General features: G+C 37.2%; 26 protein-coding genes. 16 read left to right on the top strand and 10 right to left on the bottom strand.

What is annotated here, in order from left to right; genetic code table 11:
• Window positions 1-3 precede the first annotated feature (3 nt).
• The 5 genes from ilvN to H0S70_RS05550 all read left to right on the top strand — a co-directional run bounded on the left by ilvN (window position 4) and on the right by H0S70_RS05550 (window position 4,903).
• Window positions 4-534 (top strand): acetolactate synthase small subunit, encoded by a 531-nt coding sequence (gene ilvN, locus H0S70_RS05570; protein ID WP_188321997.1) that lies wholly within the window; start codon window positions 4-6, stop codon window positions 532-534.
• A 16-nt stretch (window positions 535-550) separates the two neighbouring features.
• Entirely contained in the window at window positions 551-1,597 is a 1,047-nt protein-coding gene (gene ilvC / locus H0S70_RS05565; RefSeq protein ID WP_188321996.1) for a ketol-acid reductoisomerase, read from the top strand.
• On the top strand, window positions 1,594-2,838 hold the full coding sequence (ilvA, locus tag H0S70_RS05560) for a threonine ammonia-lyase IlvA (RefSeq protein WP_188321995.1): 1,245 nt from the start codon (window positions 1,594-1,596) through the stop codon (window positions 2,836-2,838). The genes ilvC and ilvA overlap by 4 nt, the downstream gene beginning before the upstream one ends.
• Before the next feature lie 308 nt (window positions 2,839-3,146).
• The gene (locus tag H0S70_RS05555; protein WP_228453794.1) at window positions 3,147-3,710 is read left to right on the top strand and encodes a hypothetical protein; all 564 of its coding nucleotides are present in this window, start codon (window positions 3,147-3,149) and stop codon (window positions 3,708-3,710) included.
• 203 nt (window positions 3,711-3,913) lie between these two features.
• Window positions 3,914-4,903, top strand: coding sequence for a hypothetical protein (locus tag H0S70_RS05550; protein ID WP_188321994.1), 990 nt, complete (start codon window positions 3,914-3,916; stop codon window positions 4,901-4,903).
• Window positions 4,904-4,945: 42 nt separating this feature from the next.
• Here H0S70_RS05550 and H0S70_RS05545 read toward each other — a convergent pair whose 3' ends face one another.
• The 4 genes from H0S70_RS05545 to H0S70_RS05535 form a co-directional block, all read right to left on the bottom strand.
• A complete protein-coding gene (locus H0S70_RS05545) occupies window positions 4,946-7,069 on the bottom strand; it encodes a Tex family protein (protein ID WP_188321993.1) in 2,124 nt (707 codons plus the stop codon).
• Between the two features lie 365 nt (window positions 7,070-7,434).
• Window positions 7,435-7,557: a hypothetical protein gene (locus tag H0S70_RS14430; RefSeq protein WP_262891130.1), complete on the bottom strand. Its 123-nt coding sequence runs from the start codon at window positions 7,555-7,557 to the stop codon at window positions 7,435-7,437.
• A gap of 81 nt (window positions 7,558-7,638) precedes the next feature.
• The gene (locus tag H0S70_RS05540; RefSeq protein WP_123248157.1) at window positions 7,639-8,259 is read right to left on the bottom strand and encodes a hypothetical protein; all 621 of its coding nucleotides are present in this window, start codon (window positions 8,257-8,259) and stop codon (window positions 7,639-7,641) included.
• 117 nt (window positions 8,260-8,376) lie between these two features.
• Window positions 8,377-10,161 (bottom strand): AMP-dependent synthetase/ligase, encoded by a 1,785-nt coding sequence (locus H0S70_RS05535; RefSeq protein WP_188321992.1) that lies wholly within the window; start codon window positions 10,159-10,161, stop codon window positions 8,377-8,379.
• A 240-nt stretch (window positions 10,162-10,401) separates the two neighbouring features.
• On the opposite strand from H0S70_RS05535, the gene H0S70_RS05530 reads away from it, so the two are divergent.
• The 4 genes from H0S70_RS05530 to H0S70_RS05515 all read left to right on the top strand — a co-directional run bounded on the left by H0S70_RS05530 (window position 10,402) and on the right by H0S70_RS05515 (window position 13,824).
• On the top strand, window positions 10,402-11,541 hold the full coding sequence (locus H0S70_RS05530; protein WP_188321991.1) for an acyl-CoA dehydrogenase: 1,140 nt from the start codon (window positions 10,402-10,404) through the stop codon (window positions 11,539-11,541).
• 21 nt (window positions 11,542-11,562) lie between these two features.
• Entirely contained in the window at window positions 11,563-11,928 is a 366-nt protein-coding gene (locus H0S70_RS05525) for a hypothetical protein (RefSeq protein ID WP_188321990.1), read from the top strand.
• Window positions 11,929-12,005: 77 nt separating this feature from the next.
• Window positions 12,006-13,064 (top strand): DUF2891 domain-containing protein, encoded by a 1,059-nt coding sequence (locus H0S70_RS05520; protein WP_228453793.1) that lies wholly within the window; start codon window positions 12,006-12,008, stop codon window positions 13,062-13,064.
• Window positions 13,065-13,083: 19 nt separating this feature from the next.
• A complete protein-coding gene (locus H0S70_RS05515; RefSeq protein ID WP_188321988.1) occupies window positions 13,084-13,824 on the top strand; it encodes an energy transducer TonB in 741 nt (246 codons plus the stop codon).
• Window positions 13,825-13,874: 50 nt separating this feature from the next.
• Here H0S70_RS05515 and H0S70_RS05510 read toward each other — a convergent pair whose 3' ends face one another.
• On the bottom strand, window positions 13,875-15,029 hold the full coding sequence (locus H0S70_RS05510; protein ID WP_188321987.1) for a DUF4349 domain-containing protein: 1,155 nt from the start codon (window positions 15,027-15,029) through the stop codon (window positions 13,875-13,877).
• A gap of 157 nt (window positions 15,030-15,186) precedes the next feature.
• Window positions 15,187-16,785 (bottom strand): peptide chain release factor 3, encoded by a 1,599-nt coding sequence (locus H0S70_RS05505; RefSeq protein WP_188321986.1) that lies wholly within the window; start codon window positions 16,783-16,785, stop codon window positions 15,187-15,189.
• 123 nt (window positions 16,786-16,908) lie between these two features.
• Between H0S70_RS05505 and H0S70_RS05500 the strand changes: the two genes are divergently transcribed.
• From H0S70_RS05500 to pheS, 5 genes are all read left to right on the top strand, one after another.
• A complete protein-coding gene (locus H0S70_RS05500; protein ID WP_031501911.1) occupies window positions 16,909-17,148 on the top strand; it encodes a hypothetical protein in 240 nt (79 codons plus the stop codon).
• Window positions 17,135-17,416: a type II toxin-antitoxin system PemK/MazF family toxin gene (locus H0S70_RS05495; RefSeq protein ID WP_123248383.1), complete on the top strand. Its 282-nt coding sequence runs from the start codon at window positions 17,135-17,137 to the stop codon at window positions 17,414-17,416. The genes H0S70_RS05500 and H0S70_RS05495 overlap by 14 nt, the downstream gene beginning before the upstream one ends.
• Window positions 17,417-17,459: 43 nt before the next feature.
• On the top strand, window positions 17,460-18,293 hold the full coding sequence (locus tag H0S70_RS05490; RefSeq protein WP_188321985.1) for a CPBP family intramembrane glutamic endopeptidase: 834 nt from the start codon (window positions 17,460-17,462) through the stop codon (window positions 18,291-18,293).
• 20 nt (window positions 18,294-18,313) lie between these two features.
• Complete coding sequence (gene rdgB, locus H0S70_RS05485; protein WP_188321984.1) at window positions 18,314-18,889, top strand: RdgB/HAM1 family non-canonical purine NTP pyrophosphatase; 576 nt, start codon at window positions 18,314-18,316, stop codon at window positions 18,887-18,889.
• A 105-nt stretch (window positions 18,890-18,994) separates the two neighbouring features.
• The gene (pheS, locus tag H0S70_RS05480) at window positions 18,995-20,005 is read left to right on the top strand and encodes a phenylalanine--tRNA ligase subunit alpha (protein WP_123248382.1); all 1,011 of its coding nucleotides are present in this window, start codon (window positions 18,995-18,997) and stop codon (window positions 20,003-20,005) included.
• Window positions 20,006-20,106: 101 nt separating this feature from the next.
• Here the strand turns inward: pheS and H0S70_RS05475 are convergent, their stop codons facing one another.
• Window positions 20,107-20,874: a DUF3108 domain-containing protein gene (locus H0S70_RS05475; protein ID WP_188321983.1), complete on the bottom strand. Its 768-nt coding sequence runs from the start codon at window positions 20,872-20,874 to the stop codon at window positions 20,107-20,109.
• A gap of 145 nt (window positions 20,875-21,019) precedes the next feature.
• Here H0S70_RS05475 and H0S70_RS05470 point away from each other — a divergent pair, with 145 nt between their 5' ends.
• Both H0S70_RS05470 and H0S70_RS05465 read left to right on the top strand, forming a co-directional pair.
• Window positions 21,020-22,072 (top strand): NAD(P)/FAD-dependent oxidoreductase, encoded by a 1,053-nt coding sequence (locus H0S70_RS05470; protein WP_123905040.1) that lies wholly within the window; start codon window positions 21,020-21,022, stop codon window positions 22,070-22,072.
• A gap of 17 nt (window positions 22,073-22,089) precedes the next feature.
• Entirely contained in the window at window positions 22,090-22,422 is a 333-nt protein-coding gene (locus tag H0S70_RS05465) for a 2Fe-2S iron-sulfur cluster-binding protein (protein WP_188321982.1), read from the top strand.
• 75 nt (window positions 22,423-22,497) lie between these two features.
• Here H0S70_RS05465 and H0S70_RS05460 read toward each other — a convergent pair whose 3' ends face one another.
• The 3 genes from H0S70_RS05460 to H0S70_RS05450 all read right to left on the bottom strand — a co-directional run bounded on the left by H0S70_RS05460 (window position 22,498) and on the right by H0S70_RS05450 (window position 25,231).
• Window positions 22,498-23,034 carry a DUF4256 domain-containing protein gene (locus H0S70_RS05460; protein ID WP_188321981.1) on the bottom strand — a complete coding sequence of 179 codons (537 nt, stop codon included), beginning with the start codon at window positions 23,032-23,034 and terminating at the stop codon, window positions 22,498-22,500.
• A gap of 10 nt (window positions 23,035-23,044) precedes the next feature.
• On the bottom strand, window positions 23,045-24,487 hold the full coding sequence (locus tag H0S70_RS05455) for an aminoacyl-histidine dipeptidase (protein WP_188321980.1): 1,443 nt from the start codon (window positions 24,485-24,487) through the stop codon (window positions 23,045-23,047).
• Window positions 24,488-24,625: 138 nt separating this feature from the next.
• Window positions 24,626-25,231, bottom strand: coding sequence for an LURP-one-related/scramblase family protein (locus H0S70_RS05450; protein ID WP_188321979.1), 606 nt, complete (start codon window positions 25,229-25,231; stop codon window positions 24,626-24,628).
• Window positions 25,232-25,293: the final 62 nt, after the last annotated feature.

The raw sequence follows: 25,293 nt of genomic DNA, 5'->3' as shown, positions 1-25,293 counted from the left end.
AAAATGGAATCATTAGACCGCCCATTCACCGTATCCATATTTACGGAAAATACAATCGGAATGCTCAACCGCATCACCATCATTTTCACAAGAAGACACTTGAATATTGACAGTATAACCGCTTCAGAAACAGAAGTAAAGGATGTACATCGTTATACAATTGTTTTAAGAACGAGCAGGGAAAAAATCGAAAAAGTTGTTGGGCAAATCGAAAAATTAATTGATGTTCTGAAAGCCTTTGTACACGAAGATGATGAAGTGGTACATAGGGAAATAGCTTTATATAAAATCAAAACAACAGAACTTAAATCAATTAATGTGGAGCAGGTAGTGAAAGAAAACAGCGCTAAAATTCTCACCGTAGATCCCGATTTTATCGTCATTGAAAAAACTGGATACAAAGCAGAAACTCAGGCTTTATTGGAGAAACTGAAACCCTTCGGTATTTTAGAATTTGCCCGATCCGGCAGGGTTGCGGTATCAAAATCAATGAAAGAATTAAGCACTTATTTAAAAGAATTAGAAATCAATTAATAATAAAACAATAAAAATGGCACAATTAAATTTTGGCGGCGTAATGGAAAATGTCGTAACACGAGAAGAGTTTTCATTAGAGAAAGCAAGAGAAGTACTAAAAAATGAAACCGTTGCAGTAATCGGTTACGGCGTACAAGGTCCTGGACAAGCATTAAATTTGAAAGATAACGGTGTAAATGTAATTGTAGGACAACGAAAAGGAACAAAAAGCTGGGACAAAGCATTAGCAGATGGTTGGGTAGAAAACGAAACCCTTTTTGAAGTAGAAACTGCGTGCGAAAAAGGCACTTTGCTAATGAATTTATTATCAGATGCTGGGCAAATACAAGCGTGGGAAACCATGAAAAAACATTTAACTACAGGAAAGTCATTGTATTTTTCACACGGTTTTGGCGTTACTTTTCATGAAAAAACAGGTATCGTGCCACCTAAAGATGTAGATGTATTTTTAGTCGCCCCAAAAGGTTCGGGAACCTCGTTACGAACATTATTTTTAAAAGGGCAAGGTTTAAATTCCAGTTATGCTGTTTATCAAAATGCTACAGGAAAAGCAGAAGAGAAAGCCTTGGCATTAGGCATTGCCATTGGATCGGGCTATTTGTTTGAAACCACATTTCAAAAAGAAGTATATAGCGATTTAACCGGAGAACGTGGCGTTTTAATGGGAGCTATCGCAGGCGTTTTTGAAGCGCAATACCATGTACTTCGTCAGCGAGGCCATTCACCAAGCGAAGCATTTAACGAAACCGTAGAAGAACTAACCCAAAGTTTAATGCCTTTGGTAGCGGAAAACGGAATGGATTGGATGTTTGCCAATTGCAGCACCACCGCACAGCGAGGCGCTTTGGATTGGAAAGGAAAATTTAGAGATGCCACAACCCCTGTTTTTAATGAATTGTATGATGACGTGCTTTCTGGCAAAGAAGCAGCCATCGTTATCGAAGCCAACAGCAAGCCGGATTACCGTGAAAAACTCAATGCAGAACTCGAAGAATTACAGCAAAGTGAGTTGTGGCAAACCGGAATGCAAGTTCGAAAATTAAGACCTCAAACCAAATGATACATTTGACAAAAATACAAGAGGCAGCGGAAAATCTCAATGGCGTGTCGGTGCATACGCCTCTGGTAAAAAACGAAAACCTGAGTGAGCAATTTGCTGCTCAGGTTTATCTGAAACGGGAAGATTTGCAGCCCGTGCGTTCTTATAAATTGCGTGGTGCGTATCATAAAATCAGTTCTCTTTCCGAAAATGAAAGAAAATTAGGCGTTGTATGTGCCAGTGCGGGTAATCACGCTCAGGGTGTAGCTTTTGCGTGTAGAAAACTCAATATAAAAGCCGTTATTTATATGCCCATCACTACACCTGCACAAAAAATAAAACAGGTAAAACTCTTCGGAAAAGAAAACGTAGAAGTGGTTCTCAAAGGAGATACTTTTGATGATGCCTACAACGAAGCGCTGCTTTTCAGCAATGAAAATAAAGCGGTTTTTGTACATCCGTTTGATGATGAATGGGTGATTGCCGGACAAGGAACTGTGGGATTGGAAATTATTGAGGATTCCAGAAATACGATTGATTTCTTATTCTTCCCGATTGGTGGTGGCGGTTTGGCAGCAGGAGTAGTTTCGGTTTTTAAACAGTTAAGTCCCGAAACCCAACTTATCGGCGTGGAACCACAAGGTGCCGCTTCTATGAAAACATCGTTGGAAAACGGTAAAAATACTGCACTCACCGACATTGATAAATTTGTAGATGGAGCTGCCGTAAAACGAGTGGGCGACAAAACATTTGAAATCTGCCAACATTCATTAGACGACATCATTTTGGTTCCAGAAGGGAAAGTTTGCACCACGATTTTAAAATTATATAACGAAGAAGCCATTGTGGTAGAACCGGCAGGAGCTCTGAGCATCGCAGCCTTGGATTTGTATCAAGATCAAATCAAAGGAAAAAATGTGGTCTGCATTGTGAGCGGAAGTAACAACGACATTACAAGAATGGAAGAAATCAAAGAGCGTTCCTTGATTTATGAAGGTTTGAAGCATTATTTCATCGTCAACTTTCCACAACGTCCCGGTGCATTAAAAGAATTTGTAAACGAAGTTTTAGGCGAAAATGATGACATCACTTATTTTCAATTCACCAAAAAGAACAACCGCGAAGAAGGTCCGGCAGTGGTGGGTGTAGAATTAAAAAACAGATTTGATTTAGATCGTATGGAACAAAAAATGAAAACAAAAAAAATCGATTATCAGCATCTGAATGAGCAGAAAGAGTTGTTTACGCATTTGATTTTGTAAAATTTAAATATTAAAGAAATTTCAAATTCTCTGTAATTCGGAAGAAGTGGAGATTCCTATTTTTTTAGGAGGCGAGGTGCCTGTTTATTCCCGTTAAAGTCCATTTTTTTAATTACCCATTCATTTTATTGTTATCTTTAAGGCTTACGATATTTTCCTGATAGTAATTAGCGTTTCCATAGTATAGTATATTTGGTATCCTTCAATTTTCTTTATTTTAAAAATGTCAAAAGTTTAAAAAATGAAAAATTGTATTTTTAGGACCTTTGGATAGCAGAGGTTCTGGCGAAACCTATAGTTTTGAAATTTTGGCGCAAAAAAGAACACTTAACGATTTCTACGGAATTGCATCGTACACTTTCGGACAATCGAAATTTAGCGACATCAACGGAGATTTGAAACCATCGAGTTGGGACAGCCGTCATATTTTGTCCTTAACCGCGGGGAAATATTTCAATAGAAATTGGAATTTCGGGGCAAGATTTAGACTGCAGAGCGGACTTCCGGAAACGCCTTATGATTTTGAAAGAAGCCAAATCGTGAATGTTTGGAATATCGCGAATTTACCGGTTTCGGATTATACTTTGCTCAATTCCGGACGCGGAAATTTGGTTCATCAACTGGATATTCGTGCTGAGAAAAAATGGATTTTCAACAAATGGCAGATAACGTTTTACGTCGATGTGGTGAACGTTTACGATTCCAAAAAACCCAGCGCTCTTCCTGTAATCACCCTGGAACGTGATGCCAACGGAAACGGAATTATTTTTAATCCTTCCGCGCCGCAGAATGAGCAGATGTACCAATTAAATTTTGGCGAAGCAGACCGATCCACGCCGTTGCCTTATTTTGGATTTATTTTTGATTTTTAAAAATTGAAATCATTATTTATAAATTAATAGTAATAATATTGAGGCTACAGATTTTTTTTATTTAATCATCATTTAAATTTTACTATTAAAGAAGTCCGCAACGAAAAACATTTAAATCTAAGCTCAAGCTGCAAACAATTGATTTAATGGTAATTTCAGATCATTAAAGATTTCGTATTTTAGATAAAAAATTTTTAAGAATAATGTGGTTCAGAAATTTGATGGGTTTTAATGAAATTAATCCTTTACAAGTACAAGAAAATATTGCTATTGATGGAGAGTTGATGACTTCATTAGTTAACGGAAAGTCTTACCAACACGGAGTTTTAGAAGTTCCGACTTTGAAAGAATTAAAAAACAGAATCGATTTATCGGTGTTTGATGGAAGCATTAAAATCACAGAAATTATAGGAAATGTTCGTGCACTTCATTGTTTGAGAGATAATGAAAATGCGATGTTTCAGGCAGCTTCGCAGTTCAATATGTTGGAAATGATCAGTCCGTCTGTAACTCCGGAAATGGGCGTTGATCGATATGAAAACGACCATACTCAAGGTCCGGCTTGTGCCATTGCATGTGGTGCGGGAACCATTTACCGAAATTATTTTGCACCAATCAATGGGAAAAATGGACAAACTTCCGAGAACCAAATCGATGGTTTGGAAGAAATTGGAAAGTTTTTCGGAAATGATAAATCAGCATTGTGGAAGATGCAGAACGGTTATTGTTTTCCCACAGAAAAGGGTTTGAAAACGATTTCTGAATCCATCCGAAAAATGAAAACCCAAGAATATGAAGCACTGAAAAACCTCCTGAAAACCGGTATTCAGTGGAATACTGAAGTGACCAATTTTACACAGAAACAACTCGTTTCGCAAATATATTGTTCGGCGTTACCGATTGGATATTCCAATATTTATTCTGGCGATTGGAAGGAATTTGCTTCACTGGTGTTGGATGCAACTTACGAATCTGCCTTTTACGCTGCAACCGAAAATTACCAAAAAACCGGATGTCCAATCCTTTATCTCACTTTGGTCGGAGGCGGCGTTTTTCAAAATGAATTATCATGGATTTTAAGCGCTATAAAATCATCTTTAGAAAAATTCAAGAACGTTCCATTGGATGTCCGAATGGTAAGTTACGGGAAAAGCAATCCGGTAATTTCGGATTTTGTGAAGGGATTTCGGTGAATTTGTTTAAATAAGAATTTTATTATTTTAAATTTTAACAATCTACAAAATCATGCTCAGCTGCATTCTTTTCCGGGCTTCATCTACCTCCGTTACTCGAACCTGTACGTGTTGATGCAGCTTCACCACTTCACTGACGTCCGATACAAATCCTTCCTTAAGTTGAGAAATATGCACCAAACCGCTTTCCTTGATCCCAAGATCCACAAAGCAGCCAAAGGCAGTGATGTTGTTCACGATTCCGGGGAGTATCATTCCGGGTTTTAGATCTTTGATGGTTTTTACGTTCGGGTCGAATTCAAATACTTTGGCGGCTTTTCTTGGGTCGAGGCCGGGTTTTTCGAGTTCTTTCAGAATATCTTTAATTCCTAAAATTCCGATGGATTCAGTAGTGTATTTTTCAGGGGTTATTAATGCGATTTTTTCTTTATTGGCGATAAGATCAATGGTTTTGATGCCTAACTCTTTTGCCATTTTTTCTACAACCGGATACGCTTCCGGATGCACGGCGGAATTGTCGAGCGGATTTTTTCCGTTGGCGATTCTAATGAACGCAGCTGCTTGTTGATATGCTTTTTCACCTAATCTCGGAACTTTTTTCAGCTGTTTTCGGTCCTCAAAAGCGCCATTTTCTGCACGGTAATTCACAATGTTTTCTGCCATTTTTTCACTGATTCCTGAGACGTAACTTAAAAGCGATTTGCTCGCCGTATTCAGGTTGATGCCTACGGAATTTACACATTTCATCACGGTGGTGTCCAGTTCGTTTTTCAGTTGGGTTTGGTCTACATCATGCTGGTATTGTCCCACCCCGATGGATTTTGCATCAATCTTCACGAGTTCTGCCAACGGATCGGAAAGTCTTCTGCCGATGGAAACAGCACCACGAACGGTTACGTCAAAATTCGGAAACTCATCTCTTGCAATTTTGCTTGCAGAATATACCGATGCGCCTGCTTCTGAAACCACAAAAACTTGTGGTGGTGTATCGAAAGCAATTTTCTTGATGAAGAATTCGGTTTCGCGGCTTGCGGTGCCGTTTCCAATTGAGATTGCCTGAATATTATAGGCGTTCACCATCGACCTGATTTTCTTCATCGCCATTCCGGCTTCGTTTTGCGGAGCGTGAGGGAAAATGGTTTCGTTGTGGAGTAAATCGCCTTTCTCATCGAGGCAAACTACTTTACAACCGCTTCTGTATCCAGGATCGATCGCAAGGATTCTTTTTTCTCCTAAAGGCGGCGCAAGTAGCAATTGTCTGAGGTTTTCAGAGAAAATATTGATGGCTTTTTCGTCGGCTTTTTGTTTGGCTTCTTGCAGGGTTTCATTCGAGATGGCAGGCTCCAGTAAGCGTTTGTAACTGTCGCTGATTGCGATGGCGATTTGGTCCGTGCATTCGTTATTGGATTTCAGGATGGCGTTTTCAATGAGGTCTAAGGCTTCATCTTTATCGATTTCTATTTTGGTCTTCACGAAACCTTCTGTTTCCGCTCGGAGTATTGCTAAAAGCCGGTGCGAGGGGATTCTGGTCAGGTTTTCTTCCCATTCGAAATACTGCGAAAATTTCTGGGCAGCTTCTTCGTCTTTCTTGGCTTTTACCACTTTGGAGGAAATCATGGCTTTTCTTTGGAACAGCCGGCGAAGGTTTTTGCGGACATAGCCATTTTCGTTAATCCATTCCGCGATGATGTCTCTCGCGCCCTGCAATGCATCTTCTACGGACGCTATTTCGGGATTGAGGTATTTCGAGGCCAGCAAATGCAGATCATTGGGTTTCTGGCTCATGATTATTTTTGCCAAAGGTTCCAGGCCTTTTTCTTTGGCGGTGTCGGCTTTGGTTTTTCTGCGTTTTTTGTAGGGCAAATACAAATCTTCCAGTTCCTGAAGGTCGAAACTTTCCTCGATGCGCTGTTTCAGTTCGGGGGAGAGGGCATTTTGTTCTTCAATGGATTTCAGGATGCTTTCTTTCCTTTTGATGAGTTCTTCAAACTGGGCATTTAGTTTTGCGATTTGCTCGATCTGCACTTCGTCGAGGTTGCCGGTTGCATCTTTCCGATAGCGTGAAATAAAGGGAATGGTGCAATCTTCGCTCAAAAGTTTCAGGGTTGCATGGATATTTTTATCGGAAATATTTAGAAATTTTTGGATAAAACCGGTCGCCGTCATACATTATTTTTAAGACCGCTAAAATAGGAAGAATTCCTCGAACGAATCAATAGGGAAGTGGGGAAAGGAAAATCTATCGCCGGACATTACTTATAATTTACTTTGACATTACTTTGACATTCCTTTGACATTGCTTTGCCTTTCTTGTATTAAAGTATAAAAATCCACTGATGATGGGTGTGTTGATTTCTTCTCAGTATTCTTAATTCTCTTAATTTCTTAATGGTTTTAAATATTTTATAATTGCCACAGAATATCATTGTGTGGTAATGAATTTATTGATTTGATATAAATTTCGATGTTAAATTGTAAATATATTAAGTATTTATACAAATAAATAAATTATCAATTGCAGAAATGGATAATCAATGTTGTTGTGTCATTTCTGCAGCTTGCGGAACGATTTCTGCGGCTTGCGGAATGATTTCTGAAGGCTGCGGAACCATTTTTACAACTTGCGGAATCATTTCTAGAAGTTGCGGAATCATTTCTTGCACTTGCGGAGTGAATTCTGAATATTGCTGTTAGTTCTACATCCATCCTGGAGATAAATAGAAGAGGTTTTTTATTTAAGATTCATAAAATATTGTATAAATCAAATATATATGGATTATTACAGCAAAAATTACAGGAAAAACAATTGATTTTGCTCGATATTTAGTTTTGTCTTTAAAGATGTTTTCTTTAATAACTATTAAACCAAATGCACCAATTCCAGACAAGAAAATTCTGAGGGAATATCTTCCGTAGGTTATGTCACCAATATAACTCATCAAGATGATTTGTAAAGTAGAATAAATAATACCAAAAATTAAAGTTACAACAGCTGCTTTGGTATTTTTAATCTTAATAAAATTATAAACTTGTAATAAAGAGCCGAAAATAACGCCGACAAGTAAACAATAAATCCAAATTAATTTGTTGGTATATAATTCAATTGCATTTTCATCCTCAGTGAAATTTTTATCCCAACCATTATTTTTTATTTCTTCAAATTTGGGTTCGTTATCTTTTTTTGTTTTTATTAAATTCTGAATTTGCCCAATTTCGGTTTCAGTAAAAATTCTTCCTCTTTGTTTTAAAATATCAAAAGCAAATTCAATTGCTTCAGGTACAAATCTACTTTCAGGTTTTATATATTTTTCGAGCTCTATATCGCTCAATTTTTCTAATACTTTTCTTTTAACCATATTGTTGGAGAAACTTTCTACTAATACTTAAATTTACGCATCTTTCCAAAATCATCAAATATTTATAATAATATTCTAAATAAAAAAACACGGCCGAAACCGTGTTTTTATTATTGTTTACGCCTCCTGATCGTGGTCGTACATTTTGTTGTAGAGGTCGATGAATCTTTCTTTCACTGCTTTACGCTTCAGTTTTAGCGTTGGCGTGAGGATTCCCGTCTCAATGGACCAAACTTCCGGTGTGAGTTGGAAACGTTTGATTCGTTCCCAATTTCCTAGTTTGGAGTTCAGGTAATCGATTTCTTTGCCTATTCTTTCTTTTAGTTCAGGGCTTTTCGCGATTTCCTCAGGCGTTGTTCCTACGTTGATTTGTTTTCGCTCTGCCCAATGTTGCACGAAATTGAAATCCGGCTGAATGAGTGCGCAAGGCATTTTTTCGCCATCACCAACGACCATGATCTGCTCGATGAATTTCGATGCTTTGGCTTGGTTTTCAATAGCTTGCGGAGCGATGTACTTACCACCGGAAGTTTTGAACATTTCTTTCTTACGATCGGTGATATGCAAATAACCTTCTTCATCGATATGTCCGATGTCGCCGGTTTTGAAGAAGCCTTCTTCGGTGAATACTTCTTTGGTCATTTCTTCATTTTTAAAATAACCTTTGAATACAGAAGGTCCTTTCACGGTGATTTCACCATCTTCCTGAATTTTCACTTGGAGATTATCCAAAACATGACCCACGGTTCCTACTTTGATTTTCCCGAAACTGTTTACCGAGATTACCGGTGAAGTTTCCGTTAATCCGTAACCTTCCAGAATTGGGATTCCTGCGTTTTGGAACATTTTATTTAAACGTGGTTGGAGCGCTGCAGAACCGGAAACCAAAGTGATAATGTTTCCACCTAAACCTTCTCTCCATTTTGAAAATACCAGTTTGTCTGCGATGATTTCTTTTAAACCTGAAGGTTTTCCGAGGTTTTTTTTCGCTTTGTTGACACCGAGTGCCCAAAGGAAAATTTTCGTTTTCAAACCACCTGCGCTGGTTCCTTTGTCATAGATTTTATCGTAAACTTTTTCGATCAATCGAGGTACAACCGTCATAATATGAGGTTTCACTTCCTTGATGTTGTCGCCCATCTTTTCAATGCTTTCTGCAAAATACACCGAATAGCCATTGTTTTGATACAGATAAAACAACATTCTTTCGAAAACATGGCAAATCGGTAAGAAACTTAGGATTCGGATATCTTTATAATCGAAACCTTTGATGCGTGGAATTCTTGGGTCGCAAGCCAATACATTCGAAACGATATTTTGATGAGAGAGCATTACTCCTTTTGGCCGTCCTGTTGTTCCCGAGGTATATATTATTGTTGCCAAATCTTCAGCATTAATGCTGTTGGATAGATCCTCAACTTCATTTTGGGTAGCATCATCATTACCTAAATCCAGGATTTCGTTCCAGTTTGCAGCTCCTTCCACTTTATCAAAAGTGAATATTCCCTTTAAACTTGGTACATTGCTCTTGATTTGTTGTACTTTTTCCAGCAATTCACGGTCGGAAACAAAACAGTATTGAACTTCCGCATTGTTGAAAATAAAATCATAATCTTCCGGTGAAATAGTAGGGTAAACCGGTACGGAAACTGCGCCAATTTGAGCAATTCCCAAGTCCATTACTGCCCATTCAGTACGGCTTGCGGTGGTAATCAATGCTATTTTATCTCCCGGTTTGATGCCCAACTTCAATAATCCACGGGATATTTTATCCCCAAGATTATTAAATTCTTTGGTTGAGGTTTTCTCCCATTCCCCGTGATATTTAGTGATGAACATATCATCTTGCGGGTATTTTTCCAAGGCTTGGTGGGCAAAATCAAAAATTCGTTTTATCGACATAGTAATTTTTTATAAAAGATATTCTAATTTAAACACAATTTAATATTGGGTTTTGGTAAAAATATCATTTTTATTTTAAACAGCAAAAACATTTTTTTTTGACCTTTTTTTTGAAAAAATAAATGAAGTTTAACTCTATAAAAAGTAATTTTTTATGAATATTTTAAAGGTGATATCATTTTAATTTTCAAAATTTTTAGAAAAATTGTAGCTTTACGGACAAACAATTTTAATATTATTATGGACTTTAATTTATCCGAAGAACAATTGATGATTCAGCAGGCTGCAAGAGATTTTGCCCAAAACGAACTTTTGCCCGGCGTAATAGAAAGAGACAAAGAACAGAAATTTCCTTATGAGCAAGTGAAGAAGATGGGAGAATTGGGATTTTTGGGAATGATGGTAGATCCTAAATATGGCGGCGCCGGAATGGACAGTGTTTCTTATGTTTTGGCATTGGAAGAAATCGCTAAAGTAGATGCTTCAGCTGCCGTGATCATGTCGGTAAACAATTCTTTGGTGTGCGCCGGATTGGAAAAATTCTGCAATGAAGAACAGAAAATGAAATATCTGAAACCTTTGGCAAGCGGCGAAGTGATTGGGGCATTTGCACTTTCGGAGCCGGAAGCGGGTTCGGATGCTACTTCCCAAAAAACCACTGCAGTAGATATGGGCGACCATTATGTCCTTAATGGTACTAAAAACTGGATTACAAACGGCGGAAACGCAACTTACTATGTCGTAATTGCACAAACTGATCCGGAGAAAAAACATAAAGGAATCAACGCTTTCATCGTAGAAAGAAGTTGGGACGGTTTCGAAATCGGACCCAAAGAAGATAAACTGGGAATCCGCGGAAGTGATACACATTCTTTATTATTCACCGATGTGAAAGTACCTAAAGAAAACAGAATCGGGGAAGATGGTTTCGGTTTCAATTTCGCAATGGCGGTTTTGAATGGTGGTAGAATCGGGATTGCTTCTCAAGCGTTGGGAATTGCTTCCGGAGCGTATGAATTGGCTTTGAAATATGCTAAAACCAGAAAAGCTTTCCGAACGGAAATCATTAATCACCAAGCGATTGCATTCAAATTAGCAGATATGGCAACCCAAATTACCGCTGCGAGAATGCTTTGCTACAAAGCTGCAACCGAAAAAGATGAAGGAAAAGACATCTCGGAAATCGGTGCAATGGCAAAACTTTACGCTTCGCAAGTTGCGATGGATACCACGATTGAGGCTGTACAAATCCACGGTGGATACGGTTATGTGAAGGAATATCACGTTGAAAGAATGATGCGTGATGCGAAAATCACCCAGATTTACGAAGGAACTTCTGAAATTCAGAAAATTGTAATTTCCAGAAGTATCGCAAAATAATTAAACCTAAATAAATTCGCTATGAAATACGTGTGGATGTCTCTTATTGCAATACTTTTGGTTTTGGCAGGTGTTTTTTATTACCGGTATTATTTCGTTTTCGGTGAAGGCGTAAAATCCGGAGTATTAAATTATGCCGTGAAAAAAGGCAATATTTTCAAAACTTATGAAGGAAAACTTATTCAGCAAGGCTTCGGAGCCAATCCGAGAACCGGGAATTTAACCAGCTACGAATTCGAATTTTCTGTTGAAGATGAAGCCATTTTCAAACAACTCGAAATCAACAACGGGAAAACCTTCGATTTGCATTACAAAGAATATCACGGAGTGCTTCCTTGGCGGGGAAATACCACTTATATCGTCGATAGAGTAGTGAATATGAAATAAAGAAAAGCCTTCCGATTGTGGAGGGCTTTTTTTGTTTAAATTTTAGTTATTTTTTATACATTTATTCAATGAAAAAAATGAGTCTTTTAGCCGTTTTGTTTTCCTTGAGTTTTTCAGCACAAGTTAGAACGCCTACTGATGAAATTGCGTTTCAATTATCCGAAAAACCTGTGCATTGCATTAACCAAGAATATCCTAATAAAACAGCGCATGTTATTAATAATGAGATCGAAGTAAAACTGACTCCAAAAGAGTTGCACCCAAGTTTTTATGGCTGTTTTGATTGGCATTCATCGGTTCACGGACATTGGATGCTCATCAAATTACTGAAAGACAAACCTTTTCTCAAAAATCGAGATGAAATTCTAAACATTCTCGATAATTCTTTTCAACCTGAGAAAATAAAATCCGAAGCAGAATATTTCAGCAAATATCAAGTTGCAAAAGGTTTTGAGAGAACTTATGGTTGGGCTTGGTTGCTTCAATTAGATGCAGAATTGGCGAGTTGGGAAAATCCACAAGCGAAAACTTGGCACCAAAATTTAAAACCACTCACCGATGAAATCGTAAAATTATGGAAAGAATATTTACCGAAACAAACGTATCCCAATAGAACAGGAGTTCATCCGAACACGGCATTTGCGCTAAGTTTTGCCATAGATTGGGCAAGAACGGTTGGCGAAAAAGATTTTGAAAACCAACTCATCGAAAAAGCAAAATATTTCTATCTAAAAGACGAAAAAACACCTGCTTATTTAGAACCAGACGGAAGTGATTTCTTCTCGCCAAGTTTAGAAATTGCTGATTTGATGACCAGAATTCTCCCGCAAGATGAATATGTAAAATGGTTTAATAAATTCTACGAAAAAAGAAGTATTGAGAATATTTCTCAGATTCCTGTAATTTCGGATATTAATGATTATCAAACCGTTCACTTGGTTGGTTTAAGTTTTACTAGAAGTTGGTGCATGAAAAATATTGCTCAAGTTTTACCTAAAAATCACCGATACAAAAAACATTTCGAGGATACTTCTGCCAAATTTTTAGAAAATGCTTTGCCTTTGGTTTTTAAAGGAAATTATGGTGGCGATCATTGGTTGGCGAGTTTTGCGGTGTATGCTTTGAGTAATAAATAATAGAAATTTTATGATAATTATGAAAACAAAGAAACTATTTTCTATTTTTTTATTTTTCACAGCATTTTTAAATGCACAAATTCTAGATGAATTTCCAAAAAATCAAGAATTTTACAAAGGTGGATTACAAGAATTATACAAGGATATCAACACCATTGCTTCTGAGAAAAAACTTTCTTCTTGTGATAAAAAAGAAATTTATCAAGCCAAATTACTATTGACCAAGGAAGCCAAAATAAAATTTATCACCGATTTTGACTCTGTCAACATCAATAAAAATAAATGTGCGTACGATTTCACTTTAGATGTTTTGAGAGAACTAAAACTTAGTGACAAGTGGATTCCTGCGAAAATTAAAGATCAAAATTTTGATTCAATTGTTAGGTTATTTTTTGTTCCCAATCATTTGCTGGATAAATACACAGAAAATTACACTCCTGAAAAACTTTATATTCCTATTACTTACAAAGGTGGCAAAAAAGTGATGGACAAGGATATTCATGATAATTTCATGTCTATTTTTAACGATTATCATGTTAATGGAAACCTTTTTTTAGAATTTGTAGTTGATGAAAATGGTGAAATTATTAACCCTATTGTTTCACCCAAAATAGATAATGAATCATTTAACAAAGATATCGTTCGCTCCATCAATAGAACAAAAGGAAATTGGAATCCTGCTATATTAGATGGCGTTCCTGTAAAATCTAGAATTACTATACCTCTAAATTTTTCAACATCTTTCTATGAAAAATACTAAAAAGGCTGTTCAAAAAATGAACAGCCTATTTTCTATATCTCAAATTATCATTATTCTTTCGGCATGTATTTAGAAATATCGTCATCGTTTTTATTTTCTTCAGCATTGGTTGGTTCAGTGTTTTGAGGCGTTTCTGCTGATGGTTTTAAGGCCTCTGCCGCTTTTATTTTTTCTCTTTCTAAAGCCAATTGTCTTTGGAATTCTTCTTCGCGTTTTTTGTTATTTCTTTTCGCAATAAAATACCAAAGCCCCACAGCAATTAGGATAATGGGCCAGAAAGGAAGTAGAAAAAGCATCGCATCTCCCAATACGTTGAAACCTTTCATAAAAGCCCCGCTTAAACTGTTAGGATCTTCCTCAACTTTCTCCTTGGCAAAGGCAGTTCCGGAAATATTTTCGTTTTGCACTAAAGTAATTTCGACGTCGCACATTTGCGAAGCGATCCGATCATTACCTTCAGTTTCGGTACTTTTCGATTTCACATCGCCCAATTGCGAGGAAACGTCAGAAACCAAGCCATCAAAATACTGAAGCGGAACTTTTACCGTAGTATATTCTCGCATAATTCCTTCGTTTTGAGTGAAATTTTCCGAAACCAAATCGGCGTTGTTTTCCCTGATTTTTTGTCTTAATAAAACTTTTGCTTCCTCAAGATTTTCCACTTGAATTTCCAATCTCGCGGTTTTTACCAAAGGCGAAATTTCCTTTTCCGGAAGCGTTGTTACCGAATTATTTTGGCTTTGTGAAGGCGGATTTGGCGCAGGATTTTCCGCAACTTTCGGTTGAGATTTGGTTTGTTGAAGGATTTTGTCGGCGGTTTTCGTTAGAACAGAAATCACATTTCCACCTTTTTCCAAAGACCGATTTGCGGAATCCAAAGTTTTCACCACTTCGGTTCCTACTTTCACATTTTTGGTAATTTTTTCAATCTCTTTGTTGATGGAATCGATCTGCCAACTTCCGGATTTTATGGTGCTGTCGATTGATTTTTTTTGCTTTTCAATTTCCGGAAGGATTACTTTTTTGGTAATTCCGTCGGAATCGTTGATGGTTTTCGAGATTGAATCCAAAGTTTTGATGCCATCGTTGGCTTTCGTCAACAAACTATCGGCTTGTTTGATGCTGTCGGTGGTTTGCTGAATCGTGTTTTTGTCACAAGAAACTAAAGCGCCTGCAACGAAAATGGAAAGAAATATTTTCTTCATGGTTGATTTTAAATTAAAAACTGTGGAGTAGAATCAAATAGTATTCCCTAAAAATGGTGAAAACTATTAGTTTATTGTAAATGAGTGCTTTGCAAAATATTTTACAAAGTATTTTACAAAAAAAAATCTTCAGATGAACTGAAGATTTAAGTATTGATTATTGATTCTTTCTAAATTCACTGATGAAATGGAGTTTCACATTCGGAAATTTTTCCTGAGTCATGTGAATGGTAAACGATGAATCTGCCAAAAATACCAATTGTCCGTATTTGTCTCTCGCCATAAAACGTTGTTTCAATCTCGCAAATTCTTTGAATTCTTCGGATTTTTCGTCGGCTTCAATCCAACAAGCTTTGTGGATCGAAAGTGGTTCATAGGTACATTTCGCGCCATATTCGTGCTCCAGACGGTATTGGATTACTTCATACTGAAGTGCGCCCACGGTTCCGATAATTTTTCGGTTGTTCATTTCGAGGGTGAAAAGTTGCGCCACACCTTCGTCCATCAATTGGTCGATTCCTTTCGCGAGTTGTTTTGCCTTTAATGGATCATCATTATTAATATATCGGAAATGTTCCGGTGAAAAACTCGGAATTCCTTTGAAGTTGATTTTTTCTCCGGCAGTTAAAGTATCGCCAATTCTGAAATTTCCGGTATCGTGAAGTCCGACAATATCTCCCGGGAAACTCTCGTCCACTACTTCTTTTTTATCGGCAAAGAAGGCGTTTGGAGAAGAGAATTTCATTTTTTTGTTCTCTCTTACCAACAGATAATTTTCATTTCTTTTAAAAGTTCCGGAAACGATTTTCACGAAAGCCAATCGGTCGCGGTGTTTCGGGTCCATATTCGCATGAATTTTGAAAACAAATCCCGTGAAATCTTTTTCTTCGGGCTTTACTAAGCGGGTTTCGCTTTCTTTAGGTTGTGGTTTCGGCGCGATATCGATGAAGGCATCCAATAGTTCACGAACTCCGAAATTATTCAAAGCAGAACCAAAGAAAACTGGTTGCAAATCGCCTTTCATATAATCTTCACGGTTAAATTTCGGATAAACCGATTGTACCAATTCGAGTTCTTCTCTCAAAGTTGCTGCAGCTTTTGCTCCGATAACTTCATCGATTGTCGTGTCATTGATGTCATCAAATTTAATCGCCTCACCCACTTTTTGTTTTTTCTCTTCTAAAAAGAGTTGAATATTATTTTCCCAGATGTTATAAATCCCTTGGAAATCGCCTCCCATCCCAATTGGCAAAGAAAGCGGACAAACCGTTAATCCCAGTTTTTGTTCCACTTCATCCAAAAGGTCAAATGCATCTTTTCCTTCACGATCGAGTTTATTGATGAAAACGAGCATCGGAATGTTTCGCATTCTACAAACCTGAACGAGTTTTTCGGTTTGTTCCTCGACCCCTTTTGCAACGTCGATAACCACGATTACCGAATCTACTGCAGTTAAAGTTCTGTAGGTATCTTCCGCAAAATCTTTGTGACCGGGTGTATCGAGAATGTTGATTTTATGATTTCGGTATTCAAAAGCCAAAACCGAAGTCGCCACCGAGATTCCTCTCTGTCTTTCGATTTCCATAAAATCGGAGGTTGCTCCTTTTTTAATTTTATTCGATTTTACGGCACCGGCTTCCTGAATTGCACCTCCGAAAAGAAGGAGTTTTTCCGTTAAGGTCGTTTTACCGGCATCCGGGTGCGAGATGATCCCGAAGGTTTTTCGTCTTTCTATTTCTTTGATGAGTTCTGACATAATTGTATTTGAATGTGCAAAAATCGTGTTTTTTTATGGAAAATGAAAACGAAGTTTGGTAAGTCGAAAAGTTACGCCACTTTTTCTGAGAATTGATTTATATTTGTTGAAAAATATACAGCAATGGATAAGTCTGCCATTATTGAAAAAACCATAAACATCATCAATAAGCTTCCTAATCGCAAAGCAGAAGAAATTTCAGATTTTGCGGATTTTCTTTTGATGAAATATGAAGAAAACTTATTGAAAGATGGTATCGCTGAACTTGTAGAACAAAGCAAAGCTTATGATTTTCTGGATGAGGACGAAATAACCTATTCCGTTTCGGATATTAAAATAAAATATGGAAATGAGGAAAGGTGATATTGTTCTTATCCCTTTTCCTTTCACGGATTTGTCAGATAGCAAATTGCGTCCTGCTGTGGTTTTATATGCCAATGATTTAGATGTGACGGTTTCTTTCATAACCTCCAATTTAAGATGGAAAAATAAGTTTGATTTAGTTTTAAAAAAATCAAATAGCAATGGTCTTAAAGTCGATTCTATTTTGAAAACTTCGAAAATAGCAACGCTAGATAAAGATTTAGTTGCAGGAAAATTAGGAGCCTTATCAGCTTATGAAATTAGTTAAATGAACGAAGAAATGAAAAAAATGCTTCAATTAAAATAGGAAAATGAAAGAAAATTACCCTCAAAAAAAATACATTTTCAACTGGAAAGGCGCTTTTGCATTGGTCGCAGGAATGATTGCTGGAACCTCCTTAATCGCGGTTCTCAATGTTTTTTCGATGATGATATTTAAAAATAATTTTCAATATCAGGATTTTTATTTAATGGTGGTCAATGCGGCGGGATTTTTGGGTGCAATTTTCGCTTTCGATTACTTTGTCGTGAGACCGCAAACCGGCAAAAAACTTAATTTCAACTTTTCACCGACCAATTTTGGAACTTATCTTTTGGTTTTCCCGATGATGTTTGGGATGATGTTGATCGCCGAATTCATCACCGCACAAATTCCTATTAGCGGGCCATTTTTCGGAGAATATTACGCCTATTTTTCGAAAATGATGGAGCAAATGACCAATGATAAAGCCACCATGATTGTGATGGCGGTGATTATGGCTCCAATTTTTGAGGAAATCGTTTTCCGTGGAATTATTCAGAAAGGACTGATCAATAAAGGTACAAAACCCGGTGTTGCGATTGCGATTTCATCCATAGTTTTTGGGCTTGTACATGGCAATCCTTGGCAGTTCGTGGGAGCGGTTTTGCTGGGAAGTGTTTTGGGATTTGTTTATTATAAAACCAAATCGTTGCTTTTGCCGATTTTGTTGCATGCTTTCAATAATTTATGTTCCTCGATTCTCATTTTTTATGGAAATACCGAAAGTTTTGCCGATGCTTTCAAAGTTTCCGAATGGATTATTTTGTTTGTAGGAATTGTTTTATTTGCCGTTTTTTACTATTTGTTTACCCGAAAATACAGAGTCCATTATTCTGAAATTTAAAATTATAAGAACTGATATTTATGAGCCAGGAAATCCTTATTGCAACGCATAATCAGCATAAAAAAGAAGAAATTCAACAGATATTAGGAAGCGATTTCAGCGTCACTTCATTAGCGGATTACGATTTGCACGAAGAAATTGTAGAAGACGGAAATAGCTTTCACGAAAATGCTTTAATTAAAGCAAAATATTGTTTCGAAAAAACCGGGAAACCAAGCTTGGGAGACGATTCGGGATTGGTGGTGGAAGCTCTGGACGGAAGACCTGGGATTTACTCCGCTCGTTATGCCGGAAACCATGATTTTGCGAAAAATATGGCCAAAGTTCTCGATGAAATGAAAAATGAAGACAATCGCAAAGCTTATTTCGTCACTGTGATGTGTCTTGTTGATGGCGATGGAACTCATTATTTTGAAGGTCGAGTTTATGGGAATTTAACCCGGGAAATTCGTGGTGAAAAAGGGTTTGGTTATGATCCGATTTTCATTCCCGATCATCATGAAATCACCTTTGCAGAGATGAAACCGGAAGATAAAAACGCAATCAGCCACAGAAAAAAAGCCATTGAACTGTTTCTCGATTTTCTAAAGCAGTAGCATTTTATTCCATTAAAAAAAAGGGTATTTGCAGAATTTACCTGTGATTTTACGCTTAAATTTACATTGAAAAATTGTATTTTTGCAGCTTACTAAATATTAAAGATGTTAGAAAAGATTGATGAATTATTGGTTGAGGTTGGCAATTTCAGCACGACGAATAAAGATGATATTGAGCAATTCCGAATTAAATACAATGGCAAAAAAGGAATCTTAAATGATATTTTTGCCCAATTTAAGAATGTTCCTAACGATCAGAAGAAAGAATTCGGGCAAAAAATCAACACGCTGAAACAGGCAGTCGAGGCAAAACTTGATTCCCTGAAAAATGCATCTACATCAAACCTCATTCTGGAAAAAGAAGATTTAACGAGACCTGGATTTCCCACTGAACTCGGTACGCGCCATCCGATTAATTTGGTAAAAAATAAAATCATCGAGATTTTTAAATCTATCGGTTTTGCAGTGGCCGACGGTCCGGAAATCGAAGATGATTGGCATAATTTCACTGCGCTAAACCTTCCGGAATATCATCCGGCGAGGGATATGCAAGATACTTTCTTCATCGAAACCAATCCCGATGTTTTGCTGAGAACCCACACTTCATCCGTGCAAATTCGATATATGGAAGAAAACCAACCACCAATGCGGATTCTTTCGCCTGGTAGAGTGTTCAGAAATGAAGCTATTTCTTCTCGTTCGCATTGTATTTTCCATCAAATTGAAGGTTTATACATTGATGAAAATGTAAGTTTTGCAGACTTAAAACAAACGATTCAGTTTTTTACCACCGAACTTTTCGGGAAATCGAAAATCCGTATGAGACCTTCCTATTTCCCTTTCACAGAGCCGAGTGCGGAAGTGGATGTGTATTGGGGACTGAATTCCGAAACCGATTACCGAATAACCAAAGGAACCGGCTGGCTGGAAATTATGGGTTGCGGAATGGTGGATCCTGCAGTTTTGAAAAACGTCAACATCGATGCGGATAAATATTCCGGTTACGCTTTTGGGATGGGAATTGAGAGAATCGTGATGTTGCTTTATCAAATGAGCGATATCCGAATGTTTTTTGAAAATGATAAGAGAATGTTGGAGCAGTTTAAATCGCTTTAATTGTTCTTTAAAAAAATTATAAAGACCGTTTCAAGAGTATTGAAACGGTCTTTTTTTATAATTTTCTTTTGCGAATATCTTTTTGCAAAAGGATTTTAAGTTTATTTGCTAAAATTCAGTGGATACTTCACATTTTTATACGAATCGATGCTGGCTTTCAAAGAGCCAACTGCGAGTTCAGCTTTTATCGCTAAAGGAACTAGGTTTTTGTCGTTGCTCACCCACATTGTTACGCCTTCTTTATCCTTGAAAACACGGCCACTCATGACTTGAGGAACAATTTTCAAAGCATTGATAGTTCCGAATTTTGTTTTAATATTTTCACTTCCTACAATTTTAATCTGGAAAGGAAACATTTCATCATCGATCCACACGTTCAGTTTTTTTACACTTCCAATCTTCAGTTCAGTCGGCTCCAAACTTCTTAAATAATAAAACGCCGAAAGCATATCCTGAATTCCTTTAACAGAGTTTACCACGCGGGAAGTATTTTTTTCTTTATCCGTTAACATTAATGTATGGTTATTATGATTAAAACTGGTTTCGAAATGTTGGGTATAAGTTCCTTCCTGTACATTTCTCACATAAAAACTTGGTAAACCGGTGTTGTAATTGATGTAACTTTCGTAGTAATCCTCTACTTTGAAGAAAGCGCGAACAGCACCGGTAGTTTTCCCATAACCTTTCACATAGAAATGCGGTTGACCTTTGTAGGTGGTTTTTAAGGTGGTTAAAGTTGCGGTTCCGGCATTCAAAAGTCCGTAGTGAATTCTATAATTTAAATATTCGCCAGATTGGATGTTATCGAGCTTTTGAGAGAATCCCAAAGCAAAAATCATCATACTGAAAGCGATTAACAATTTTTTCATAGTTTTTCGTTTTGCAAAAAATTTGCCACAAATATAAAACATTGATTTGGAAGCAATTTAATATGACATTTTTCACTCTTATGTAATTCGCTGTTCTTTTATTTTTCTTAAATTTGTGGCACTAAATTTCTTAAAAAAATCATCAATGATTACAACCGATTTATTAATAATAGGAGCTGGACCAACCGGGCTTTTCGCAGTTTTTGAAGCAGGTCTGCTGAAAATGAAATGCCATCTTATCGATGCTTTGCCACAACCAGGTGGACAGCTGACAGAGCTTTACCCGAAAAAACCTATTTTTGATATTCCAGGTTTTCCATCAGTGAATGCAGGAGAATTGATCGATAATTTAATGGAGCAAATTAAGCAGTTCCAACCGGGCTTTACCTTGGGCGAAACCGCTCAAACTTTAAATAAACTTGAAGATGGAACTTTCGAAGTGGTAACCAACAAAGGTACCGTTCACCACGCAAAAGCTGTAGCAATTGCAGGTGGATTGGGAACTTTTGAACCTAGAAAACCGACCATCGAAAACATCGCTGATTACGAAGAAAAAGGGGTGGAATATTTCATTAAAGAACCTGAACATTTCCGAAACAAAAAAGTAGTGATCGCAGGCGGTGGAGATTCTGCTTTGGATTGGAGCATTTTCTTGGACGATGTTGCAAGTGAAGTAACTTTGGTTCACCGAAGAAACGAATTCCGTGGTGCTTTGGATTCTGTTGAAAAAGTTCAGGCTCTGAAGGATCAAGGAAAAATAAAGTTGGTGACTCCCGCTGAAGTGACTGGAATTAAGGGGGAAGTAAAAGTTACCGCAATTACTTTGGAAAAAGAAGGCGAGACATTCGATGTGGAAACCGATTATTTCATTCCGCTTTTCGGGCTTACTCCAAAATTGGGAGATATTGCAAATTGGGGCTTAGAAATTGAGAAAAATGCCATCGTTGTGAACAATGCATTGGATTATCAAACCAATATTCCAGGAATTTATGCGATTGGCGATATCAATACTTATCCAGGAAAATTGAAACTGATTTTATGTGGTTTCCATGAAGCTACTTTAATGTGCCAAAGCGTTTACAATATGCTGAATCCGGGTAAAAAATATGTTTTAAAATATACAACAGTAAGTGGAGTAGATGGTTTTGATGGAAGCCGAAAAGAAGCGGAAAAAGCTGTAGTGAAAAAGATTGATTAAATACTAGAATCAAAAAAATGCAGGATATTCAATTAAAAATTACCGACCGAAACGGCCAAACTCACGAAGTTATTGCGCCAACCGATATGTCCATGAATTTAATGGAAGTGGTGCGTTCCTACGAATTGGCGGAAGAAGGTACCATCGGGGTTTGTGGCGGAATGGCGATGTGCGCTTCTTGTCAGGTCTATGTAATTAATGGTGCCGAAAAATTGGAAGAAATGGGCGCTGAAGAAGATGCAATGCTTGCTGAAGCTTTTCACGTTCAAGATAATTCCCGATTGGGTTGCCAAATTCACATTACCGAAGAAATCGATGGATTGGAAGTTCAAATCGCGCCTTATCCATAGAAAATAATTACTTTTTTAAATAACAAAATCCCGAAACTCTATGTTACGGGATTTTTATTTTTAATGATGTACTTTTTATACGTTAAGTTTTCCTCGAAATCCTTGAGCAGCGTAATAAGATTCTGCTCCGTTGTGATAAATAAAAACGGTTGCATAACGGAAATCTCCGAAAATTGCGCCACCAAGTTTGCGAATTTTTTCTGGTGTTTTCAACCAACTTGAAGTTTTCATGTCGAAATTCCCCAAAGTTTGCAGAAAACGATAATCTTTTTCTGTAAGAAGTTCAATTCCTAAATCTTTGGCGGCATCCAAAACATTATTTTTGGGCTTGTTTTCTTTTCTTTTGTCCAAAGCTTCTCTGTCGTAGCAATAGCTGCGCCGCTCTTTCGGACTTTCAACTGAACAATCGAAGAATAAAAATTCACCTGATTTTTCATCAAAACCAACCACATCCGGTTCGCCACCAAAATTTTCCATTTTTTGAAGTATTTCCAGTTTTTTCGGCTGTGTTTCCAGTTTCTGCAGAACATTTTCCCATTTTAGGTTTTCATGACGGTGCATGTTTTCATTGAAACGGGTTTCAAGGGTTTTTAAAAGCCAATCTTTGTCCATTTTTAAGAACTTATTTTTTCGGAATTTCCTTTAAAATTTCTTTCAAAAATCCCCAGAATTTCTTTGTAGAAGGAATATTCGCTTTTTCTTCGGGTGAGTGTGCTCCACGAATCGTAGGTCCGAAACTTACCATTTCCATTTCAGGATAATTTGCACCGATAATTCCGCATTCCAAACCTGCGTGACAAGCGACTACGTGCGGTTTTGATCCGAAATCTCTTTCGTAAATTTTCTCCATGATTTTTACTATTTCCGAACCTGGTTTTGGTTTCCAACCCGGATACGAACCGCTGAATTCTACCTCAAAACCTGCCAATTCGAAAACGGATTTCAATTGTTCTGCAACAGCAAATTTTGTAGAATCAACCGATGATCTGGAAAGATTTAAAATTTTTAATGTACCATCTTTCAGCTCGACACGAGCGATATTATTGGAAGTTTCTACCAAATCAGCTACATCCGGAGACATTCGGTAAACACCGTTGTGAGCGGATTTTAATGCTAAAATTATTTTTTTGGAATCTTCCTCAGAAATAGCTTTTTCTGTGGTACTGAAATTTTCAATATTTATTTGCAGATCTTTTTCAACATTTGCAAATTCTTCTAGGATTGAAGCTATTAAAATATTGGCATTATCGATGAATTCTACGACATTTCTCACAGAAAATACAGCATTCGCTTCGCGAGGAATCGCATTTCGCAAACCACCACCATCAATCGAAATGAGCTGAATGTTTTGGTTGTAAACTCCCGTATACAATAATCTTCCTAAGATTACATTTGCATTTCCGAAACCTTTATGGATGTCCATTCCGGAATGTCCACCTTGCAAACCTTTGATTTCAATTTTCACAATTTGTCCTTTTGCGTCTTCCAAATTGTAGTTTTGCCAGGCTGTTACGTCGATTCCACCAGCGCAACCGATATCGATTTCGTCATCTTCTTCGGTGTCTAGATTAAGAAGTATTTCACCGGATAATTGCCCCGGTTTTAAGCCAATCGCACCGGTCATTCCAGTTTCTTCGTCAATAGTGAAAAGTGCTTCCAGAGCGGGATGTGGAATATCCGAACTTTCCAGAACCGACATGATTGCGGCAACTCCCAAACCGTTATCAGCGCCCAAAGTTGTTCCTTTTGCTTTTAACCAATCACCATCTACTTCCATTTGGATTCCTTGGGTTTCGAAATCGAAAAGAACATCATTGTTTTTTTGGCAAACCATATCGAGGTGAGATTGCATCACGATTGCTTTTCGGTCTTCCATTCCCGGAGTTGCAGGTTTTTTGATGATAACGTTTCCTACTTCGTCAACGATGGTTTCTAAACCAAGATTTTCACCAAAGTTTTTAATAAATGCAATTACTTTTTCTTCTTTTTTGGAAGGTCTAGGTATTGCGTTTAATGCAGCAAAATTTTTCCAGACTATTTGAGGTTCTATCTGCGTAATTTCCATTATAAATAATATTTTCCTCAAATTTAAGAATAAAAAAATGCCTGAAAAAAAGTCAGGCAATTATTTATTGAATTTAAAAAAAATGGAGGTTTTGGAAAATTTTATTTTTAAAGATTGCTACAAGACATTTTTTGTAATTTATCCTCGTTCTCTTTCCAAAAGTACCATCATCAATAAAGATAAAACAACGAGTGATTCGTCTTTATCGTCGATATCGATTAACCGGTCGAGTTGAAATCTTCGTCCAATCAATGATGGCATTTTCTTGAGGCGAAAATATTCTTTTCCTGCGGAATCTTTCACGGTGTAGGAAGGGTTCAGGAAATATCCGGTAAACATCCCGACAATGGGGATTTCGCCAATAAAACCATCCAAAATTTTCACCCAAGCGTTGTCTTCGCTGATTTGGTATTTCAAAGCATTATTTTCATCCAAAACATCGTAGTGAGATTTCCACAAAGAGCGCATTCCTTTTCGAGCCAGTGTTCCGAAATTTTTCCCGTTTTCTAAATCGGTCATCGAGTAGGAAGCATTAAAATCGATCCACTGGTTGGCCTGAATTCGGAAGAGTTCGCGAGTGCGAGTTTCATCATTGAAAATAATGACATCTTCCTTTAATTTAAACATTTTCTGTCGAACGTATGCTACATAATTTCCGTTTTTATCGGTGATATTAAAATCGCTGGAAAGGGTGGTAATTTTAAATTTGAAATCGAGAGGATAATTTAGATTTTGAAGAATCATAAAGCTATTTTCACCAAAGATAATAAAAGGGGCGAAACTTGCACCTTGAGGTTTTAAATTTT

Source organism: Chryseobacterium manosquense (assembly GCF_014623485.1).
GTDB classification, from domain to species: domain Bacteria; phylum Bacteroidota; class Bacteroidia; order Flavobacteriales; family Weeksellaceae; genus Kaistella; species Kaistella haifensis.
The sequence above is the reverse complement of the archived record's forward strand: the minus strand, read 5'-3'. Positions and strand labels throughout refer to the sequence as shown.

Coding starts and splice junctions, on each gene's coding strand:
- H0S70_RS05460 (WP_188321981.1), bottom strand. CDS start 23,034: ATGGACAAAGATTGGCTTTTAAAAACCCTTGAAACCCGTTTCAATGAA.
- H0S70_RS05550 (WP_188321994.1), top strand. CDS start 3,914: ATGTGGTTCAGAAATTTGATGGGTTTTAATGAAATTAATCCTTTACAA.
- H0S70_RS05450 (WP_188321979.1), bottom strand. CDS start 25,231: ATGATTCTTCAAAATCTAAATTATCCTCTCGATTTCAAATTTAAAATT.
- H0S70_RS05475 (WP_188321983.1), bottom strand. CDS start 20,874: ATGAAAAAATTGTTAATCGCTTTCAGTATGATGATTTTTGCTTTGGGA.
- H0S70_RS05545 (WP_188321993.1), bottom strand. CDS start 7,069: ATGACGGCGACCGGTTTTATCCAAAAATTTCTAAATATTTCCGATAAA.
- rdgB (WP_188321984.1), top strand. CDS start 18,314: ATGAGCCAGGAAATCCTTATTGCAACGCATAATCAGCATAAAAAAGAA.
- H0S70_RS05455 (WP_188321980.1), bottom strand. CDS start 24,487: ATGGAAATTACGCAGATAGAACCTCAAATAGTCTGGAAAAATTTTGCT.
- H0S70_RS05490 (WP_188321985.1), top strand. CDS start 17,460: ATGAAAGAAAATTACCCTCAAAAAAAATACATTTTCAACTGGAAAGGC.
- H0S70_RS05525 (WP_188321990.1), top strand. CDS start 11,563: ATGAAATACGTGTGGATGTCTCTTATTGCAATACTTTTGGTTTTGGCA.
- ilvN (WP_188321997.1), top strand. CDS start 4: ATGGAATCATTAGACCGCCCATTCACCGTATCCATATTTACGGAAAAT.
- H0S70_RS05530 (WP_188321991.1), top strand. CDS start 10,402: ATGGACTTTAATTTATCCGAAGAACAATTGATGATTCAGCAGGCTGCA.
- pheS (WP_123248382.1), top strand. CDS start 18,995: ATGTTAGAAAAGATTGATGAATTATTGGTTGAGGTTGGCAATTTCAGC.
- H0S70_RS05515 (WP_188321988.1), top strand. CDS start 13,084: ATGAAAACAAAGAAACTATTTTCTATTTTTTTATTTTTCACAGCATTT.
- H0S70_RS05520 (WP_228453793.1), top strand. CDS start 12,006: ATGAGTCTTTTAGCCGTTTTGTTTTCCTTGAGTTTTTCAGCACAAGTT.
- H0S70_RS05535 (WP_188321992.1), bottom strand. CDS start 10,161: ATGTCGATAAAACGAATTTTTGATTTTGCCCACCAAGCCTTGGAAAAA.
- H0S70_RS05510 (WP_188321987.1), bottom strand. CDS start 15,029: ATGAAGAAAATATTTCTTTCCATTTTCGTTGCAGGCGCTTTAGTTTCT.
- H0S70_RS05465 (WP_188321982.1), top strand. CDS start 22,090: ATGCAGGATATTCAATTAAAAATTACCGACCGAAACGGCCAAACTCAC.
- ilvA (WP_188321995.1), top strand. CDS start 1,594: ATGATACATTTGACAAAAATACAAGAGGCAGCGGAAAATCTCAATGGC.
- H0S70_RS05540 (WP_123248157.1), bottom strand. CDS start 8,259: ATGGTTAAAAGAAAAGTATTAGAAAAATTGAGCGATATAGAGCTCGAA.
- H0S70_RS14430 (WP_262891130.1), bottom strand. CDS start 7,557: ATGATTCCGCAACTTCTAGAAATGATTCCGCAAGTTGTAAAAATGGTT.
- ilvC (WP_188321996.1), top strand. CDS start 551: ATGGCACAATTAAATTTTGGCGGCGTAATGGAAAATGTCGTAACACGA.
- H0S70_RS05500 (WP_031501911.1), top strand. CDS start 16,909: ATGGATAAGTCTGCCATTATTGAAAAAACCATAAACATCATCAATAAG.
- H0S70_RS05470 (WP_123905040.1), top strand. CDS start 21,020: ATGATTACAACCGATTTATTAATAATAGGAGCTGGACCAACCGGGCTT.
- H0S70_RS05495 (WP_123248383.1), top strand. CDS start 17,135: ATGAGGAAAGGTGATATTGTTCTTATCCCTTTTCCTTTCACGGATTTG.
- H0S70_RS05505 (WP_188321986.1), bottom strand. CDS start 16,785: ATGTCAGAACTCATCAAAGAAATAGAAAGACGAAAAACCTTCGGGATC.